General features: G+C 68.7%; 14 protein-coding genes and 2 pseudogenes. 10 read left to right on the top strand and 6 right to left on the bottom strand.

The features are described 5' to 3' along the window. Positions 1 to 8: 8 nt before the first annotated feature. The gene (locus MK786_RS08330; RefSeq protein WP_241111765.1) at positions 9 to 1328 is read left to right on the top strand and encodes a glycosyltransferase family 4 protein; all 1320 of its coding nucleotides are present in this window, start codon (positions 9 to 11) and stop codon (positions 1326 to 1328) included. Here MK786_RS08330 and MK786_RS08335 read toward each other — a convergent pair. The 3 genes from MK786_RS08335 to MK786_RS08345 are packed head-to-tail and all read right to left on the bottom strand — an operon-like array spanning position 1236 to position 4235. Then, positions 1236 to 2246, bottom strand: a complete 1011-nt coding sequence (locus tag MK786_RS08335; protein ID WP_241111766.1) for a glycosyltransferase family 2 protein — start codon at positions 2244 to 2246, stop codon at positions 1236 to 1238. The genes MK786_RS08330 and MK786_RS08335 overlap by 93 nt on opposite strands. 1 nt (position 2247) lies before the next feature. Beyond that, positions 2248 to 3411, bottom strand: coding sequence for a glycosyltransferase family 4 protein (locus MK786_RS08340; RefSeq protein ID WP_241111767.1), 1164 nt, complete (start codon positions 3409 to 3411; stop codon positions 2248 to 2250). Beyond that, the gene (locus MK786_RS08345) at positions 3411 to 4235 is read right to left on the bottom strand and encodes a hypothetical protein (RefSeq protein ID WP_241111768.1); all 825 of its coding nucleotides are present in this window, start codon (positions 4233 to 4235) and stop codon (positions 3411 to 3413) included. Before MK786_RS08345 ends, MK786_RS08340 begins: the two co-directional genes overlap by 1 nt. Before the next feature lie 113 nt (positions 4236 to 4348). On the opposite strand from MK786_RS08345, the gene MK786_RS08350 reads away from it, so the two are divergent. From MK786_RS08350 to MK786_RS08360, 3 genes are all read left to right on the top strand, one after another. After that, complete coding sequence (locus tag MK786_RS08350; protein ID WP_241111769.1) at positions 4349 to 5275, top strand: glycosyltransferase family A protein; 927 nt, start codon at positions 4349 to 4351, stop codon at positions 5273 to 5275. A 76-nt stretch (positions 5276 to 5351) separates the two neighbouring features. After that, entirely contained in the window at positions 5352 to 6563 is a 1212-nt protein-coding gene (locus MK786_RS08355; RefSeq protein WP_241111770.1) for a polysaccharide ABC transporter ATP-binding protein, read from the top strand. Continuing rightward, on the top strand, positions 6560 to 7384 hold the full coding sequence (locus MK786_RS08360) for an ABC transporter permease (RefSeq protein ID WP_241111771.1): 825 nt from the start codon (positions 6560 to 6562) through the stop codon (positions 7382 to 7384). The genes MK786_RS08355 and MK786_RS08360 overlap by 4 nt, the downstream gene beginning before the upstream one ends. Here MK786_RS08360 and MK786_RS16535 read toward each other — a convergent pair. Further along, positions 7267 to 7566: pseudogene (locus MK786_RS16535) on the bottom strand (glycogen debranching N-terminal domain-containing protein); the annotation flags it as partial. The gene MK786_RS08360 and the pseudogene MK786_RS16535 sit on opposite strands and share 118 nt — an antisense overlap. Between MK786_RS16535 and MK786_RS08365 the strand changes: the two are divergent. Beyond that, positions 7456 to 8415, top strand: a pseudogene (locus MK786_RS08365) (glycosyltransferase family 4 protein); the annotation flags it as partial. The pseudogenes MK786_RS16535 and MK786_RS08365 overlap by 111 nt on opposite strands. 24 nt (positions 8416 to 8439) lie before the next feature. Here the strand turns inward: MK786_RS08365 and MK786_RS08370 are convergent. Further along, entirely contained in the window at positions 8440 to 9354 is a 915-nt protein-coding gene (locus MK786_RS08370; RefSeq protein WP_241111961.1) for a glycosyltransferase family A protein, read from the bottom strand. 186 nt (positions 9355 to 9540) lie between these two features. On the opposite strand from MK786_RS08370, the gene MK786_RS08375 reads away from it, so the two are divergent. After that, positions 9541 to 10170: a hypothetical protein gene (locus tag MK786_RS08375; protein WP_241111772.1), complete on the top strand. Its 630-nt coding sequence runs from the start codon at positions 9541 to 9543 to the stop codon at positions 10168 to 10170. On the opposite strand, the gene MK786_RS08380 is transcribed toward MK786_RS08375, so the two are convergent. After that, positions 10154 to 11323 carry a GNAT family N-acetyltransferase gene (locus MK786_RS08380; RefSeq protein ID WP_241111773.1) on the bottom strand — a complete coding sequence of 390 codons (1170 nt, stop codon included), beginning with the start codon at positions 11321 to 11323 and terminating at the stop codon, positions 10154 to 10156. The two genes, MK786_RS08375 and MK786_RS08380, sit on opposite strands and share 17 nt — an antisense overlap. A 217-nt stretch (positions 11324 to 11540) precedes the next feature. Here MK786_RS08380 and MK786_RS08385 point away from each other — a divergent pair, with 217 nt between their 5' ends. The 4 genes from MK786_RS08385 (at position 11541) to MK786_RS08400 (ending at position 16296) form a co-directional block, all read left to right on the top strand. Next, positions 11541 to 13013: a glycosyltransferase family 39 protein gene (locus MK786_RS08385; RefSeq protein WP_241111774.1), complete on the top strand. Its 1473-nt coding sequence runs from the start codon at positions 11541 to 11543 to the stop codon at positions 13011 to 13013. A gap of 81 nt (positions 13014 to 13094) precedes the next feature. Further along, complete coding sequence (locus tag MK786_RS08390) at positions 13095 to 14153, top strand: Gfo/Idh/MocA family protein (RefSeq protein WP_241111775.1); 1059 nt, start codon at positions 13095 to 13097, stop codon at positions 14151 to 14153. Further along, a complete protein-coding gene (locus tag MK786_RS08395) occupies positions 14150 to 15151 on the top strand; it encodes an NAD-dependent epimerase/dehydratase family protein (protein WP_241111776.1) in 1002 nt (333 codons plus the stop codon). The genes MK786_RS08390 and MK786_RS08395 overlap by 4 nt, the downstream gene beginning before the upstream one ends. Continuing rightward, positions 15148 to 16296, top strand: a complete 1149-nt coding sequence (locus tag MK786_RS08400; RefSeq protein WP_241111777.1) for a DegT/DnrJ/EryC1/StrS aminotransferase family protein — start codon at positions 15148 to 15150, stop codon at positions 16294 to 16296. Before MK786_RS08395 ends, MK786_RS08400 begins: the two co-directional genes overlap by 4 nt. Positions 16297 to 16302: the final 6 nt, after the last annotated feature.

Raw genomic sequence — 16302 nt, forward strand, 5'->3', positions numbered from 1 at the left:
GTGTGCAGGTGGCATCTCCTCCTCGCAGCGCCCCTGCGCGGGTGGTGGTCGTCTCCCACACCGCAGATGTCGGGGGCGCAGAGATCGCGATTCTGCGTCTGCTCCGCGCTCGCGACCGCGACGCTTTCGACGTCTCGGCGATCGTGCTCGAGGAGGGTGCCTTTCCCGACCTCCTGCGCGCGGCCGGGGTGCCGACCGAAGTCATCGCGACCGCGGCGGTGCACCGCGTCACCCGCCGTGAGGCGGCGTCCGTGGGCGCTCTATGGCGAAATGCCGTCGCCACTCTGGCCGTCGCGCGCACCGTGCGCCGGAAGCTCCGTGGCCTCCGCGCCGAGTTGGTCGTCGCCAACTCGCTCAAGGGCGCTGTCATCACTTCGATCGCCCGTCCGCTCCGCACGCCATGGGTGTGGCACCTGCATGACCGGCTCGCACCCGACTACCTCCCCGTCCCGTTCGTCTTCGCGATGCGCGCTCTGGCGCGCTGGAGTCCGCGACTCGTGGTGGCGAACTCGTGGGCGACGGCGCAAACCCTTCGCTCGACGCCCGCCGAACGCATCGTCGTCGCGTATCCCGGGCTTCCTCGCGAAGCGTTCGCGGATCAGGGGCATCCGCCGGCAGCGACCGTGGGGATCGTCGGGAGGATCAGCGCCACGAAGGGCCAGCGTGTCTTCCTCGAAGCCGCCCGACGCGTCCTCGCCGAGAACCCCGCCGCGCGGTTCCGCATCGTCGGGGGCGCCCTGTTCGAAGACGCCGCCGAGGAGAACGAGCTGCGCACGCTCGTCGAGACCTCACCCGACCTGAGAGCCAGCGTGGAGTGGACCGGCTGGGTCGCAGACACCCCGGCCGAGCTCCGCCGGCTGTCGCTGGCGGTCCACGCGTCGCCGGTGCCTGAGCCATTCGGTCAGGTGATCGTGGAGGCGATGGCGGCCGGCGTGCCGGTGATCGGCACCGATGCCGGGGGAGTTCCCGAGATCATCGACCCCTCCTCGTGCGCTGTCGAACTCGCCGATGGCGTGCGTCGGAGCGATCTGGGACTGCTCGTCCGCCCCGGCGACGATCTCGCCCTCGCTCGGGCGATCGGGTGGATGCTGCGCCATGACATCGAAGCGCAGGTGATGGCGTCGGCCGCGCGGGAGGCAGCGTGGGAGCGCTACGGGATCACCCGCACGTGGTCCGTCGTCGGCGACGCGTGGGGGACCGCCCTCGACGCCCGCCGTGGGGAGCGCGGCGCAGGCTCAGGGGGTGCCGACCCCAGCGCGGCGGTCGCGACGACGACCGTCGATCCCCGCCCAGACGCCGGCGAAGAGACCCGCGATCTCGACGACTGACCGAGTGAGGATGATCGGCGAGGTCACGCGCCGCTGCATGGTCGCCTTCTCACCCTCAGCATCGCGCCCCTTCGCGATCAATCGACCGACCAGCGAGAAGTAGTGGCCCTGCTGTCGGAACGCCGTCACGTAGTACCGACGCAGATACGGGGTCCGCCAGCCGAACACCCGCGCCAGGAGCATGACGTGATTGCGGCGGGAGTAGTACAGATAGCGCCGGTCGAAGCGCTGGCCGCCGATCTGGTACGGCGCGGCCACGTGGCGTACCAGCGCCCGAGGCGCGAAAACCAGTCGGTACCCGGCAGCGGTGAGCCGCAGGCACGTGTCAGACTCTTCGCGCAGGCAGGTGCCGGGATAGTTGCCGCGGATGCCGCCGATCGATTCCAGGATCGAGCGCCGATACGACTGGTTCGCGCCGAGGAAGTGATCGACGTCGACCGGACGCAGCGAGTTCGCGCCGAAGTATCCGGTGAGATCCCCGTTGGGAAGCAGTCGGCCGATGGTGCCCACACCCTCGCGATCCTCGCCGGGGATGCCGTTGTCGGCACGTCCGCCTACTCCGGCGACGGTCGGGTCGTCGTCATAGACGCGGGTGAGCTCCGTCAGCCACTCGCGGTCGGCGTACGCGTCGTCATCGATGAATGCCACGATGTCTCCGGTCGCCGCCGCCAGCCCGAGCTGGCGCGATTCGGGCATCGTGCCCTTCCCCAGTTGGTGGCGGATGTACACGACATCGGGATGTTCAGCCGACACGAGGTCGCGCGTGCGGTCATCCGGCGAGCCGTCGACCACGATGATCTGATGCGGCCGGCGGGTCATCTCGTACAGATGGCGCAGGCACTCTGCGATGTACTGCGGCCGCGCGTACGTGATGATGATGACCGAGACGGTCGGGGCGGGCGGGTCCGGTGTGGTCATGTCAGTCGATTCCTCGGTTCTGCATCGCCGGGCGGTCCGCGACGACCGCGCTGCGGAACACCTCTTCGTAACCGTCGGCCACGCGATCCCACGTGAACCTGCGCACTGCGTCGCGGCCGCCCGAACCGAGCCTCGCCCGCAGCGGGGCATCCTCGGCCACGCGCGTGAGCAATCGCGCGAGTCCCTCGGGATCGCGGGGGTCGAAGAGCAGGCCGTCGGCGCCGTCGGTCATGAACTCGCCAGGGCCGCCGCGCTGTGTCGCCAGCACGGGGACGCCCGAACGCCACCCCTCCAGGATGACGAGCCCGAACGCCTCGACGTGGCTCGGTACGACGTGCACCAGGGCACCGTCAAGAAGAGTGCGCACCTGCCCGCGCGGGAGCGCCCCGACGAACCTCACGTGCGCGTCCACGCCGAGCTCGCGCGCCCAAGATTCGAGGTCGGCCCGTCGTGGACCGTCGCCGGCGATGATGAGCTCGGCGCCTCCCAGCCGGTCACGGGCGCGGGCGTACGCCTCGATCAGCACATCGAACCCCTTGTTCTCGACAAGGCGCCCGACGCCGGTGATGTAGGCGGCCGGCAGCGCGACAGCGAGAGACGAAGCCTCCGCGTCGAGGTCGATTCCGTTGCCGACGACCGCCACCTCGCGATGCGCCCCGAAACGATCGAGATCGGCAGCCGCGTAGCTCGAGCACGACGTCACGGCCCGCGCGTCGCGGAGCACGTCGGCGAGCGATCGGCGCAGAAGCTGGGAAGAGGCGAACGCGTCGTGTGCGTCCATGAACGTTTCGCCGTGGTTCGCGTAGACGAGTGGGATGCCTGCGCGCTTCGCGACGTGCGCCGCCCAGGGGCCGTTGGCGCCGAAGCACTGGACGACGATCACCTCCGGCGCATCCTGCCGCACAGCAGCGCGCCACGACCGCAGGGCGCTCGGTGCCGCGAGCGCGAACCGCATCACGCCGCCGGGCGATCGAGTCGGCAGCGGCGTCGGAAGGTACCGGAGCGGCGGGCCGTCGTCCTGGGGCGGCGCCTCGTCGCCCTGATCGACGGCCCACACGGTGACCTCGTGCCCCCGGGCTCGCAACCGGCGCCCGAGATGGAACACGTGCTCCTCGACTCCCCCGAGCCGGGGGAGGTATGAGCTCGCGACGAGGGCGATCCGCATCATGCGCCCTCGCCGGGGAAGTCGCGGACGCGGCTGAGCCGGTAGTGCCGCCACAGCGGGGCGAAGGGGGTCTTGAGCACGGTCATCCGCGGCCTGCGGGTCGAGTGCAGCCACATGCCGTACTTACCGCTGTGGCGCCATTCCTCGGAGTGCCCCGACCAGCCCACCTTGCGTGCGATGTCGGCAGCTGAGCGCACCCAGCTGTAGTGCAGCACGGCGGCCTCCGGCGATATCACCTCGTTGACGATCGTCTCGGGCGAGGCGGCCGGATCGGTGTTCCACGGGCGCACGTCCACCCGGTAGATCGGGAAGTCCGTCTGTCGCGCCAGCCGCAGCGGAACGCCGACCCGCACCGCGAGCGGGCCGGGGAACGAGCAGGCCAGTCGCCAGAATCGAGTGCTCGCTTCGAGGAATCGGCCCGGGGCGACTCGCGTGTACAGCCACCGTGCGGGGTAGTCCAGCGCCCAGGCGCCCGCGCGGTGCGCGCGCCGAACCATCTCGACGAAGACGTCGGGCTGTGGCATCACCTCGTCGGTGTCGAGCTGCAGCACCCAGTCGGCACCTTCTGCGGCCTGTACCAGCGCCGTCTGGCGCTGGTAGGTGTCATTCTCGAGCGGATCGAAGCCCTCCCGGCCGAAGTGCCCGGGGCGGTAGTCGCACTTGCCCTCGGTATCGACCTCGCGCAGGATCTCGAGGCAGCGCTCGATCGGGAGCGGCGTGCCCGTCCACGACGTCGCGCTCTCGTCGTACGACACGACGATGCGGTCCACGATCGAGTAGTAGGAGCGCACGCTCGGACCGAGGAAGGCAGGGTCACCGAGCATGATGTAAGCGTTGAGTCGCATCTCCCACAGATCTCGTCATGTGCGGTGGCCGGGCGGTCCGATCCTAGCCCGACGACGTCGGGTACTGTCTTTGCGATGTGGGATGGGGCGAGATGACCGACCGGACAGGGCTTGTGAGCGTCGTCGTGGCCACGAATCGAGCTTCGCCCTATCTGGCGGAGGCTCTTCGCTCCGTCGCCGAGCAGACGTACTCGGACTGGGAGCTCGTGATCGTCGACAACGGAGTGCCCGACCCGGTAGCTCTCGCAGAGCTCGTCGCCCAGCTTCCGCGATCGAGAGTGTTCCACGTGCCGCCGCCGGTGACGGTGTCGCTCGCCCGCAACGCCGGGGTCGCGGTATCCGAGGGGGCGTTCGTCGTCTTCCTGGACGACGATGACGTCTGGCACCCGGAGCGCCTCCAGACCCAAGTCGCGCTGCTGCGCGACGCTCCCGACGCGCCCGCCTCGTACTGCGGCGGATGGCACATGGATGCCGCGAGCCGGCGAATCCCGCCGTCGTGGCCTGCGTCGGTTTCGACGGCGCAGGACATGCTCGCCGGCAGGGCGCGGATGCCCCACATCTGCGGCGCGCTCTTGATCCGCCGCGAGTCCTTCGCCCAGGTCGGCGGATTCAGCCCTGAGCTGTCGATGATGGAAGACTTCGAGCTCATGCTGCGCCTGCTCCAGCGCGGAGACCTGGTGTGCGCACCGGGGGAACTCGTCGGCTATCGGCGGCACGATCGCAACGCCACGAGCACGTCGCTGTCCAACCTGCGAGTGCGGCGGGACGCCATTGACGGGATCCTTGCGCGCCACGCCTGGGCCGCGCGCATACGTGGCGATGCGCAGTCCGCAGCGCTCCTCGACTCCCACCGTGCGTTCGAGCGCCGGCGAGCGGCACGTGAGGCCTCGAGGGCGACTCTCTGGGCGGCGAGACGACTGCGGCTCGCGGATGCTCTCACTGAAGCGACATGGGGACTCCGGCACGATGCCGCGGGGTACGCCGGCGAATTCGTCCGACGGCTCGCCCGGCGCCGGTGACCGCGCGGGCGATGCTAGCCTGTTCGGCGTTGCGTCCTGCGCAGCGGGGTGGCGTGTCTTGGGGGGATGAAGCCGAATGGCCGATACAGCGATCACGGTCTCGAACCTGTCCAAGGCATACCGCATTCAGGTGACCGGTGCACAGACAGACCGAATCACGACCGCTGTGCTCAACCGCATCCGGCACCCGCTCACCCGAACGCACTTCGAGGACTTCCACGCGCTGACGGACCTATCGTTCGAGATTCCGTGGGGGGAGGCGGTCGGCATCGTCGGCAGGAACGGCGCCGGCAAGAGCACGCTCCTGAAGATCCTCACGCGGATCACCGCGCCGACCGCGGGTGTCATCGATCTCGGCGGGCGTGTCGGCTCGCTGCTCGAGGTGGGCACCGGCTTCTCGGGCGAGCTCACCGGTCGCGAGAACATCTATCAGAACGGCGCGCTGCTCGGCATGAGCCGCAAAGAGATCAAGCGCCGTTTCGACGAGATCGTCGACTTCTCCGGCGTCGAGAAGTTCCTCGACGTGCCGGTCAAGCGCTACTCATCGGGCATGTACGTGCGCCTGGCCTTCTCCGTCGCCGCCCACCTCGACACCGAGATCCTGGCGATCGACGAGGTGCTCGCCGTCGGCGACGCCGAGTTCCAGCGCAAGTCGCTCGCCAAGATGCGCGAGGTGGCACGCGACGGACGAACCGTGCTCTATGTGAGCCACCAGATGAACACGGTGACCGCCCTGTGCACCTCGGCGATCTTCCTCGACAAGGGCAGGCTCGGCTACCACGGGTCGGTCGACGGTGCGATCACCCACTACCGCGACACCTTCGAGAAGTTCCAGGTGCAGCAGCAGGACGCGGCTTCGCGTCCTGGAACGGGCGAGCTCCGACTGCAGCGGGTCGGCGTGACCGAGCAGACTCAGGAGCCCGCCGACGAGAAGGTCATCGAGTTCAACGTCGGGCGCAACCCCCACATGATCGGCAAGTACTTCGTATCGGCCCACATCACCGACGCGAACGGCGCCGTCGTGGTCCAGTGCGACTCGCGCCTCCTCGGCCAGTGGTTCGACCCGAGCAAGGAGCAGGCAGGCACTCTGCGCATCCAGAACCTCTGGCTGCGGCCCGGGCGGTACACGGTCGACATGTTCGTGTGCCAGGCGGGCATCCTCGACGCGTGGGAAGGGGCGGACGTCATCGAAGTCGTCGAGCACAGCCCGTACCCCGAGCTCGCGACCGACGACGCCCTGAGCCATGGCATGGTCCTGGCCGACTTCGAATACGAGGCGACCCGATGAGCCACCGCACCGTCATCCATCCCCCGGGGCGGTTCAATCTGCCGAACTGGGGTGAAGTCTGGGCGGCGCGCGAGATCTTCTTCCGGTTCGGTCAGAAGGAGATCCTGCTTCGTTACCGCCAGACCGCGGTGGGCGTGGCATGGGTGTTCGTCCAGCCGTTGGTGGCGGCCGGCGTCTTCACCATCGTCTTCGGCGGCATCGCGCAGCTTCCCAGCGGCGGCGTTCCCTACTTCATCTTCGCCTTCGCCGGCCAGATGGCGTGGTCGCTGTTCAATAACATCGTCAATCGCGGAGCAGGGTCGCTGGTGGCCAACCTGGCCCTCGTGCAGAAGGTCTTCTTCCCCCGCATCATCGTGCCGCTGTCGGTGCTCACCTCGATCCTTCTCGACTTCGCCGTCTCGTTCGGGCTGTTCGTCGTTCTGCTGTTCGTCTTCGGCATCAACCCGGGCTGGCCGATCCTGCTCCTGCCGATCTGGGTGCTGATGACGGTACTGCTCGCGATGGGCATCGGTCTGGCCGCGTCTTCGTGGATGGTCAAGTACCGCGACGTGCAGTACTTCCTGCCCTGGTTCATGCAGATCCTCATGTACGCCTCTCCGATCGCGTACTCGATGGAGGCCGTGGACGATGTCGGGCTTCAATGGCTGTTCAACCTGAATCCGATCACGTGGCTCATGGAGGCCTATCGCTGGTCGCTGCTCGGTCAGACGGCGCCGGAGGCGTGGCAGGTCATCGCTCTGGCGGTGGCTGCGCTCGTGTCGATCTCGTGGGGCATCCTGGTCTTCCAGCGCACTGAGCGCCTCTTCGCCGACATCATCTGAGCGGACCGTTCGTGCGCGTGGCGATGATCTCGTACTACCTCCCGAGCGGGAGCAAGATCGGAGTCGGATTCCAGGCTCACGAGCTCGCGAACGCGCTCGTGCGGCGCGGGCACGAGGTCGACATGTTCTCGGAATGCCCGCCGGTCGACGGCGCGCTCTACGGGCACCGTCAGGTGCACCTGGCGGGGTCGCTGCGCACCTTCCGATTCGCCTGGGCTCTGCGTCGGTTCGATTTCCGCGCGTACGACGTGATCCACGCCCATGGCGATGACTACTGGCTCTGGCGGCGCCGGGTGCCGGTGCACGTGCGGACGATGCACGGGTCGTCCTTCGAAGAAGCCGGGCGGGTACCGGGACTCTGGGAGAAGCTGCGGATGCTCCTGCTGGGGTTGAGCGAGGTCCTGGCGACAGCGGTGGCCGACGTGACGGTGGCAGTGTCTCCGGCGACGCGGCGGTGGACTCCATGGGTGCGACGCGTGATCCCCAACGGCGTGGACGTGGAGCGCTTCAGACCGGATCCGGAGAAGACGTCCTCGGTGCCCACCGTGCTGTTCGTCGGCACGTGGCGTAACCGCAAGCGCGGGCGCGACCTCGCTGCGGCATTCCAGCAGGTCGTGCTGCCGGCCGTTCCCGAGGCGCGGCTCCAGATGGTGTGCAGAGATGCGCCGGACGACCCTGGCCGCGGTATCGAGGTGCTGGGCGAGCTCAGCGCTGCTGAGCTGGTCGAGGCGTATCAGCGGGCGTGGGTGTTCTGCCTCCCGTCGGATTACGAGGGCTTCGGCATCCCCTATGCCGAGGCGATGGCCTGCGGATTGCCGGTGGCGGCGACTCCCAACGTCGGCGCGAGGTATGTGACGGACGAAGGGCGGGCGGGGGTCCTCACCGATCTCGGATCGCTCGGCGATGCCCTTGTCCGCATCCTGACCGACGAGGGGGAACGAGGGCGGCTCGCGCTAGCGAGTCTGGAGCGTTCGCGCGCGTTCGCGCTGACCTCGGTCGTCGACGAGTACGAGCAGCTCTACCGCCGTTAGCCGTTCGTCTCACTGCGTCTTCCATCAGGCGCGGCGCCGGCTCAGCCGTCGCACCACCGCGTCCAGCGGCGCGAACGGTGCGAACCGCAACGCCCACAACGCGTCGGAGACAGCCGTCCTGAACCTCCTCTGCGTCGCTTCGGTGCGGGCATGCCTGAGTGCGGCCCACCACGCGAACCTGTCGTTCGCGCGGAGACTCTCGCGATGGGCCGCGACGAGATCCCGATCACCAGCCTGACGCGCGAGAGCCATGTGTGCGCGCACGATCCCGTCGATCGAGATGGCCAGTTCCCGGTGGCGGGAGGTGTTGTTGGCGCCGTGCCAGCGGTAGTCGAAGAGTGCCTCCGGCGCGAACTCGAATGGCCCGCGCTCGGACAGACGCAGCACGAGGTCCAGGTCCTCTGCGAGGAGCAGACCGGCGTCGAAGCCTCCGACAGCAGCGAACTCGCTGCGGCGGATCATGAGGTTGCCGAGCAGGATGCCGGTTCGCCGCCGGGCGATCTCGATCCTGTCCCTGGCCGCGGTCTGGTCGGCCTCGACGAGCACTCGTCCGTCGGCGTCGATGGTGCGCATTCCGCAATAGCAGGCGACGGCTCGGGGTGAGGACGCGAGCGAGGCAGCCTGCCTCGCGAGGCGCTCCGGGTGTGACACGTCGTCGTCGTCCGCGAAGACGAGCAGGTCGCCCTCCGCGATCGCGGCGCCTGCGTTACGAGCGGCGGAGACTCCGCCGGGCTCTCGTCTCAGCACCCGCGCCGCGGGAATCACCGCACGGACGACGGCTTCGACAGACGAAGGATCGGGTGACCCGTCGTCGACGACGATCAGCTGCACATGCGGATGCGTCTGATGTGCGATCGACTCGAGCGCGGCTGTGAGAAACGGACTCACCCGATTCGTCGCGAGGACGACGCTGACGAGCGCCACAGCGCTGCTCTGCATCACGTCGCTTGCCCCCTCGATCCACCCGACCTCGCAGACCCACCCAGGGGCAGCACCGGGATTCCCATTCTGGCAGTATGCCTCCGGCCGCCACCCGTACTACGATTTGCCCACATCCAGCGGCCACACACGCAAGGCGGCGCGTCGGGTGGATCGAAACCGTTCACTGGGGAAGGTCGGTTCGGCATGGCATACCTCAAGCGGTTCGCGCGACGCGCGCGCCGCACCTTCGGGCGACAGGAGTCGTCGGCCGAGGCCGGCGGAGCCCCGGCTCTGCCGGCGTTCCCCGCGGACGGGCTCATCGGCACGTACGCGATCGTGCGGGCTTACCTGCGGGAGGATCTCCCGGGCCGCGCCGCGCTGGAGGAGAGTCAGGGCGTCCAGTGGGCGCAGATGCCCAAGATCGCCGACCGCATGGACTCCTTCTTCACCGAGTCGCATGCCGCTCTTGCGAACGGTCGAGGGCCATATCAGCTCGCGGTCGTCGGCAAGGCGGACGGCCGGTATGCCGGCGAGGTCTACGTCGAGACGTCCGGTGAGGCGAGCGCGACGTACGCCGCCGCGTACCTCCCCGAGTTCCGGCACACTCGAGTGTCGATGGAGTCGCTCATGCTGATCCCGGACTGGCTGATGACGACGTCGCTCCATCGCCTGGAGGCCAGCCACAGCATCGAGAACGTCCCCGCACATCGAGCGCTTCTGCGCATGAGCTTCCCCGTGGAGGGTGTGAAGCGCTTGGCCTACCCGCTCCGCACAGCCGACGGCATCGAGTGGTACGACGAGTGCTGTCACGCGATGGTCAACGAGAACGCCTGACCCGCCGGCGGAGGGCACCGATCGCCCGAAGAGCGAATCGATCCGCCCTGTTGGCGAGGTCCAGGGCCCTCCGCACGGCAGCGGAGCGCTCCGCCGGCGCGATCAGCCGAACGACCGTCGCGGGCACGAGCCCCACACCGACGACGACGTCGAGAAACTCCCGGCGATCGGGATAGATCTTCGACGCCTCGGGGTACTGGTCGTAGATGCCCGGGTTCATGCCCGTGATCTCCGGCACGCTGCGCAGGTGCGAGCACACCGCGGTGCGCGCAAGGCTTCCCGGCGAATACTGGCCGAACTCGTGCTCATAGGCGTCGAGGTAGCCCACCGCCACCCCGTCGGCGACGAAGATCACGGTGGTGTAGACGCAGTGCTCGCCGGCCCACAGCTCGAGTACCCTCAGATCGCCGGTTGCGCGGAAGGCATCGACCTTCTCGCGGAACGCCCGCTCGGCGCGGTGGTCGAGCGCGAGCGCGGTCCCCCCGCGATTCTGATCGCCTTTCCATCCCGATGCCTGAACCGAGACGAAGCGGTCGATCGCCGAGGGGTCGGCAGTGGCGTCGTGCAGGGCGAGGGGGCCTCCCGCGGCTTCGGTGAGGCGGCGGGCGCTGTTGCGCAGGACTCTGCGCGAGCCGTAGCTGCGGTACGGGGGCTCGACGTCGGCGGGGAGCACGTCGGCGCCTCGTGCGGGTGGAACCAGGTCGGGAGCGGGGTACGCCCATGCCGCCCAGCGGGTCCCGAGCACGTGAGTGCGGATCGTTGGCCGGTCGACGCCCCCGAGCGCATCCGCGAGGGGGCCGGTGGCAGGGTAGCCCCTCAGGATCAGATATCCGCCGCGAAGCAGGTGGCGCACGCCGTGCGCGATCGTGATGAGCGCCTCGGCCGTGCGACCCCGGTCGAGGACCGGATGGCACGGCCCGGCCACCGGGGGGTCCCACGTGCCGTACCCGGGCAGCATCAGCGATGACGGGGCCTGTGTGGGAAACACCCTCAGCACGCCGAACCACGCGTCGTCTTCTTCCGCCACGACGAACAGATGATCCTCGTCCGGACCCTTCCGTTCCGACGACAGGAAGCGCGGGTCGAGCACGACGTTCGCTTCGGCTGCCCGCTCGGCGAGAGCGGACCAGCGTGCGAAGTCTGAATCTGTCACGTCGGCAAGCCTCAGCAGCCTCGGCCGCATGTCGTCCTCCGTTCGGCGCACGATCTCCACCAGGTGCCGAGCGCGCCTGTCCCCGGCATCAGCCTAGTTGCGTCGACTTTCTCTCGGCGCGGAGGCCCCGCCGTGGCCTAGCATTGCGCCATGCGCGGGCTGTGGGCGCGCACCGCACTGCGCCGTGGGGCCGCGCAGGAAGACGCAGGGGAAGCGAATGCGAGTGAAGATGCAGCGGGCGCCGGACCCGCGCGCGTGGCCGTGGGCGGTCGTGCTCGGAGCGGTGGCCGTCCTCATCGGCGTGTGGCGGATCGGCGAGCCCTCCCTGATGGGTGATGAGGCGGTCACCGTCTCGATCGCGACGCGTTCGCCCGGCGCGCTGTGGGCGATGGTGTCGGCGAACATGGATGCCGTGCACGCGGCCTACTACGCCGGGATGCACGTGTGGTTCTCCATGTTCGGAGCGGATGCGGTGAGCCTGAGGGTGCCGAGTGCGATCGCTGTCGGGGTCGCCGTGGCCGGGGTCGTCCTCATCGGCAGTGTGTTCGTGTCACGGACCGTGGGAATCGTGGCCGGCATCCTGCTGATGGTCACCCCGGCGTCGCTTCTGGTCGCTACCATCGGGCGTTCCCAGGGTGTGCAGCTTGCGCTCGTGACCTGGCTCGCGTTCCTCCTACTGCTCGCGCTGGAGCGCGGGAGGACCTGGCGGTGGATCATCGTCGGGGCACTCGTGGCGCTCGCGATGGTCACCTTCCTGTTCACGGTCTTCGTCGTCGTCGCGTTCGGTGTGGCTGTCCTCATCCACCGGCCGTGGCGTTCGCGGCTTCTGCCGTTCATGGCCGCGGTCTTCGTCGGCGGGCTCGCCGCCGTGCCCGTTGCGCTCCTCGGCTACCGACAGCGCGGCCAGGTGTCGTGGATCGAGCCGATCGGATGGGACGTCTTCGACAACGTGCTGGTGAAGCAATGGTTCTCGGGGGTGATCTGGGTCGACTCCGCGTATCCAGGGTGGGTGGCCTACGTCACCGCAGTGATCTTCCTCGGTCTCGCCGTCCTCGGCGCCGTCGTCGGTGTGAAGGAGGGCGGGGTGTTGCGGGGCGTCACGTCGTTGAGCCTGGCCTGGATGCTGCTTCCCACCTTCCTTCTGGTCGCCGTGTCGCTGGTCGGAACGCCCTTCTACTCACCGCCGTACCTCGCCATGTCGGTCCCCGCGGTTGCGCTCCTGGGCGCCCTGGGCGTCGCGTCGCTCACCGCACGCTGGCTGCGGGTGGCGCTGGTCGCCGCGCTGATCGCCCTCGCGGTGCCGCCGTATCTTGCGATGCGTGCGGAGACGGCACACGGGACCGACTGGACCGCGATCGCGCGGACGCTCGACAGCGAGGGGGAGGCGGGTGATGCGGTGCTCGTCGAGAGCGAGCCGTGGGATCAGCCGCACCTGCTGTTCGAGCTGTATCCGGATGAGACGCGTGGGCTGCGCGACGTCGCCCTCAGCGGTCATACGAACCCTGTCGCGCTGTGGGGGGACCGGGCGGCGCCCGGCGACCTGCAGATCGCCGGCGACGTGGAGCGGGTGTGGATCGTCTCGACCTCCGACGGCAACGGCGAGTGGGACCAGCAGCTCCGTTCGGAGCGATTCCGCGAGGATACGGTGATCGAGCTCTCCTTCAGCACTCTGACGCTCTTCTCGCGCTGATCTCCCCTCGCGATACGCGCGCACGGCTTCCGTGCCATAAGGTCGGACGTGGGGCGAGTAGGGGATCAGTCAGGGGGGTCCATGCAGGACGATCGATTGAGCGTTGCCGTGGTCGGCGCCGGCTATTGGGGCCCGAACCTCGTACGGAACTTCAATCTCAGTCAGCACTGGCACGTCGCGGCGGTGTGCGATCTGGATCTCGAGCGGGCTGAACGACTGGCGCTGACCACTCGATCGGCGGTCGCGGTCCGATCGGTCGAAGAGGCGCTCGCCATCGAAGGGGTCGACGCGATCGCGATCGCCACCCCCGCTCGTACCCACGAGCCGATCGCCCTCGCCGCGATCGCGGCCGGCAAGCATGTGCTGACCGAGAAGCCGCTCGCCGACAGTGTGGGCAGCGGCGAGCGCATGGTCGCGGCGGCGGAGGCGGCCGGTGTCGTCCTGATGGCCGACCACACGTTCTGTTACACGCCGGCCGTGCTCAAGATCGCCGAGCTGATCGCGGAGGGCGAGCTCGGCGACATCACCTTCGTCGACTCTGTGCGCATCAATCACGGCCTCGTTCAGCCCGACGTCGACGTCTTCTGGGACCTCGCCCCGCACGATCTGTCCATCCTGGACTTCATCCTCCCTGACGGGCTGCGCCCCAGCGCGGTCTCGGCGCACGGCGGCGACCCGCTCGGTCTGGGGAAAGCGTGTGTCGGGTATCTCGTCATGCAGCTTGCGGACGGTGTGATCGCGCACGTCCACGCCAACTGGCTCAGCCCGACGAAGATCCGGCAGCTCGTCGTCGGCGGAACGCGCCGCACGCTGGTGTGGGACGACCTCAACCCCACTCAGCGCGTGAGCGTGTACGACCGGGGGATCGACTTCGTGACGGTGACCGAAGACGCCGAGCGAGCGGCGGCCCAGGTCTCGTACCGCTACGGCGACACCTGGGTGCCGGCGCTCCCCGAGGTCGAGGCGCTGTCTCTGATGGTGGGCGAGTTCGCCGCGGCCATCCACGAAGGTCGTGCCCCGCGTACTGACGGCCGGGCCGCGTTGCGCGTGCTGAAGGTATTGGACGCGACGTCGAGAAGCCTCGAGGCGCACAGCGCACCAGCCACAGTGGGTGCGGAGAAAGAGGAGACGATCGCATGACGGAGTTGGCAGGTGCCGACGTTCTCGTGACGGGGGGCGCAGGGACGATCGGATCCACGCTGGTCGATCAGCTGCTCGACGCGGGCGTGGCCCGGATCGATGTGCTCGACAACCTCGTGCGCGGCCGGCGCGCCAACCTCGACGCCGCTCTCGAGTCCGGGCGGGTGACGCTCATCGACGGCGATGTCCGCGACCGCGACACGGTTCACGACGTGGTGAGGGGCAAGGACGTGGTCTTCCACCAGGCCGCTATCCGCATCACGCAGTGTGCCGAAGAGCCGCGCCTCGCACTGGAGACGATGGTGGATGCCACGTTCAACGTTCTCGAGGCATCGGCAGAGCACGGGGTCTCCAAGCTCGTGGCCGCCTCGTCGGCCTCCGTCTACGGCATGGCCGAGTCGTTCCCGACGAACGAGCGTCACCACCCGTACAACAACGACACGTTCTACGGCGCGGCCAAGACCTTCAACGAGGGGATGGCGAAGAGCTTCCGGGCGATGTACGGCCTCGACTACGTCATGCTGCGCTACTTCAACGTGTACGGGCCGCGCATGGACGTCCACGGCTTCTACACCGAGGTCCTCGTGCGGTGGATGGAGCGGATCGCCGACGGCAAACCGCCCCTGATCTTCGGTGATGGCAAGCAGACGATGGACTTCATCTTCAGCGCCGACATCGCCCGATCGAACGTGCTCGCGGCGACGTCCGGCGTACAAGAGGGCACCTACAACATCGCCAGCGGCACCGAGACGAGCCTCCTCGAGCTCGCCGAGATGCTGCTGAAGGTGATGGAGTCCGATCTTCAGGTCGAGTTCGGTCCCGAGCGGGGCGTGAACAACGTCGTGCGACGGCTCGCCGACACGAGTGCCGCCGAGCGCGATCTCGGCTTCACGGCGACGACAGGCCTCGAGCAGGGGCTTCGGGAGCTGGTCGAGTGGTGGCGTCCTCTGCGTCAGGAGATCGCGGCAGGCCGGGAGCTGCGAGGTGACGACGCATGACGCGCGTCAACGTCATGAAGCCGTGGCTCGGGCCCGAAGAGGTCGCGGCGGTCACCGAGGTGATCGAGTCGGGCTGGGTCGCGCAGGGCCCCAAGGTGGCCGCCTTCGAAGAGGCATTCCGCACGAGGCAGCAGGCCGAGCACGCGGTGGCGGTGTCGAACTGCACGACCGCTCTGCACCTCGCCCTCAAGGTTGTCGGAGTCGAGTCGGGAGACGATGTCGTCGTCCCGTCGTTCTCCTTCATCGCGACGGCGAACGCGCCGACGTATCTCGGTGCGACTCCCGTCTTCGCCGAAATCGACCCGATCACCGGCAACCTCACCGCGTCGACCGTCGAGGCCGCGCTCACACCGCGCACCCGTGCGGTCATCGCCGTGGATCAGGGCGGTGTGCCGGTCGACCTCGACGCGATCCGCGAGGTGTGCGATCCGCGCGGGATCGTCGTGATCGAGGACGCCGCGTGCGGCGCGGGCTCCACGTACAAGGGCCGTCCTGTCGGCGCGGCGGCTGTGATCGCCGCGTGGTCGTTCCATCCGCGGAAGATCCTCACCACCGGCGAGGGCGGGATGATCACGACCTCGCGTGCCGACTGGGCCGACCGCGCGCGCTCGCTGCGGGAGCACGCGATGAGCGTGTCAGCGGCGGTGCGTCATGCCAGCGTGGTCGCACCCAAAGAGGCGTACACCGAGATCGGGTTCAACTACCGGATGACCGATCTCCAGGCCGCCGTCGGACTCGTGCAGCTCTCACGCCTCGATGAGGTGGTGCACCGACGTCGCGAGATCGCGTCGGTGTATGCCGACGCCATCTCGAAGATCGACGGGCTCCGCGCGGTGGCCGACCCGGCATACGGCACCGCGAACTTCCAGTCGTTCTGGGTCGAGGTCGAGCCCGGCTATCCGCTCGACCGTGAGCAGCTTCTGGCCGCACTGGGCGCGGCCGATGTCTCAGCCCGCCGCGGGATCATGGCGGCGCACCGCGAGCCGGCCTATGCGCACACCGGGGCCGCGCTGCCGGCGACCGAGCGTCTCACTGACAACACGCTCATCCTGCCGGTGTTCCATCAGATGACCGAGGACGAGCAGACACGGGTCATCGACGTCCTTCGCGTGAGCGCGGCAGCGGCCGGTTCCGAACCGGCGTAGCGAGGG

The sequence above is a fragment of the Microbacterium sp. CFH 31415 genome (assembly GCF_022538185.1).
Taxonomy (GTDB): domain Bacteria; phylum Actinomycetota; class Actinomycetes; order Actinomycetales; family Microbacteriaceae; genus Microbacterium.

Bases quoted from the DNA above. Each gene is read 5' to 3' on its own strand.
- MK786_RS08335 (WP_241111766.1), bottom strand. From the start codon at position 2,246: ATGACCACACCGGACCCGCCCGCCCCGACCGTCTCGGTCATCATCATC.
- MK786_RS08340 (WP_241111767.1), bottom strand. From the start codon at position 3,411: ATGCGGATCGCCCTCGTCGCGAGCTCATACCTCCCCCGGCTCGGGGGA.
- MK786_RS08345 (WP_241111768.1), bottom strand. From the start codon at position 4,235: ATGCTCGGTGACCCTGCCTTCCTCGGTCCGAGCGTGCGCTCCTACTAC.
- MK786_RS08350 (WP_241111769.1), top strand. From the start codon at position 4,349: ATGACCGACCGGACAGGGCTTGTGAGCGTCGTCGTGGCCACGAATCGA.
- MK786_RS08355 (WP_241111770.1), top strand. From the start codon at position 5,352: ATGGCCGATACAGCGATCACGGTCTCGAACCTGTCCAAGGCATACCGC.
- MK786_RS08360 (WP_241111771.1), top strand. From the start codon at position 6,560: ATGAGCCACCGCACCGTCATCCATCCCCCGGGGCGGTTCAATCTGCCG.
- MK786_RS08370 (WP_241111961.1), bottom strand. From the start codon at position 9,354: ATGCAGAGCAGCGCTGTGGCGCTCGTCAGCGTCGTCCTCGCGACGAAT.
- MK786_RS08375 (WP_241111772.1), top strand. From the start codon at position 9,541: ATGGCATACCTCAAGCGGTTCGCGCGACGCGCGCGCCGCACCTTCGGG.
- MK786_RS08385 (WP_241111774.1), top strand. From the start codon at position 11,541: ATGCGAGTGAAGATGCAGCGGGCGCCGGACCCGCGCGCGTGGCCGTGG.
- MK786_RS08390 (WP_241111775.1), top strand. From the start codon at position 13,095: ATGCAGGACGATCGATTGAGCGTTGCCGTGGTCGGCGCCGGCTATTGG.
- MK786_RS08395 (WP_241111776.1), top strand. From the start codon at position 14,150: ATGACGGAGTTGGCAGGTGCCGACGTTCTCGTGACGGGGGGCGCAGGG.
- MK786_RS08400 (WP_241111777.1), top strand. From the start codon at position 15,148: ATGACGCGCGTCAACGTCATGAAGCCGTGGCTCGGGCCCGAAGAGGTC.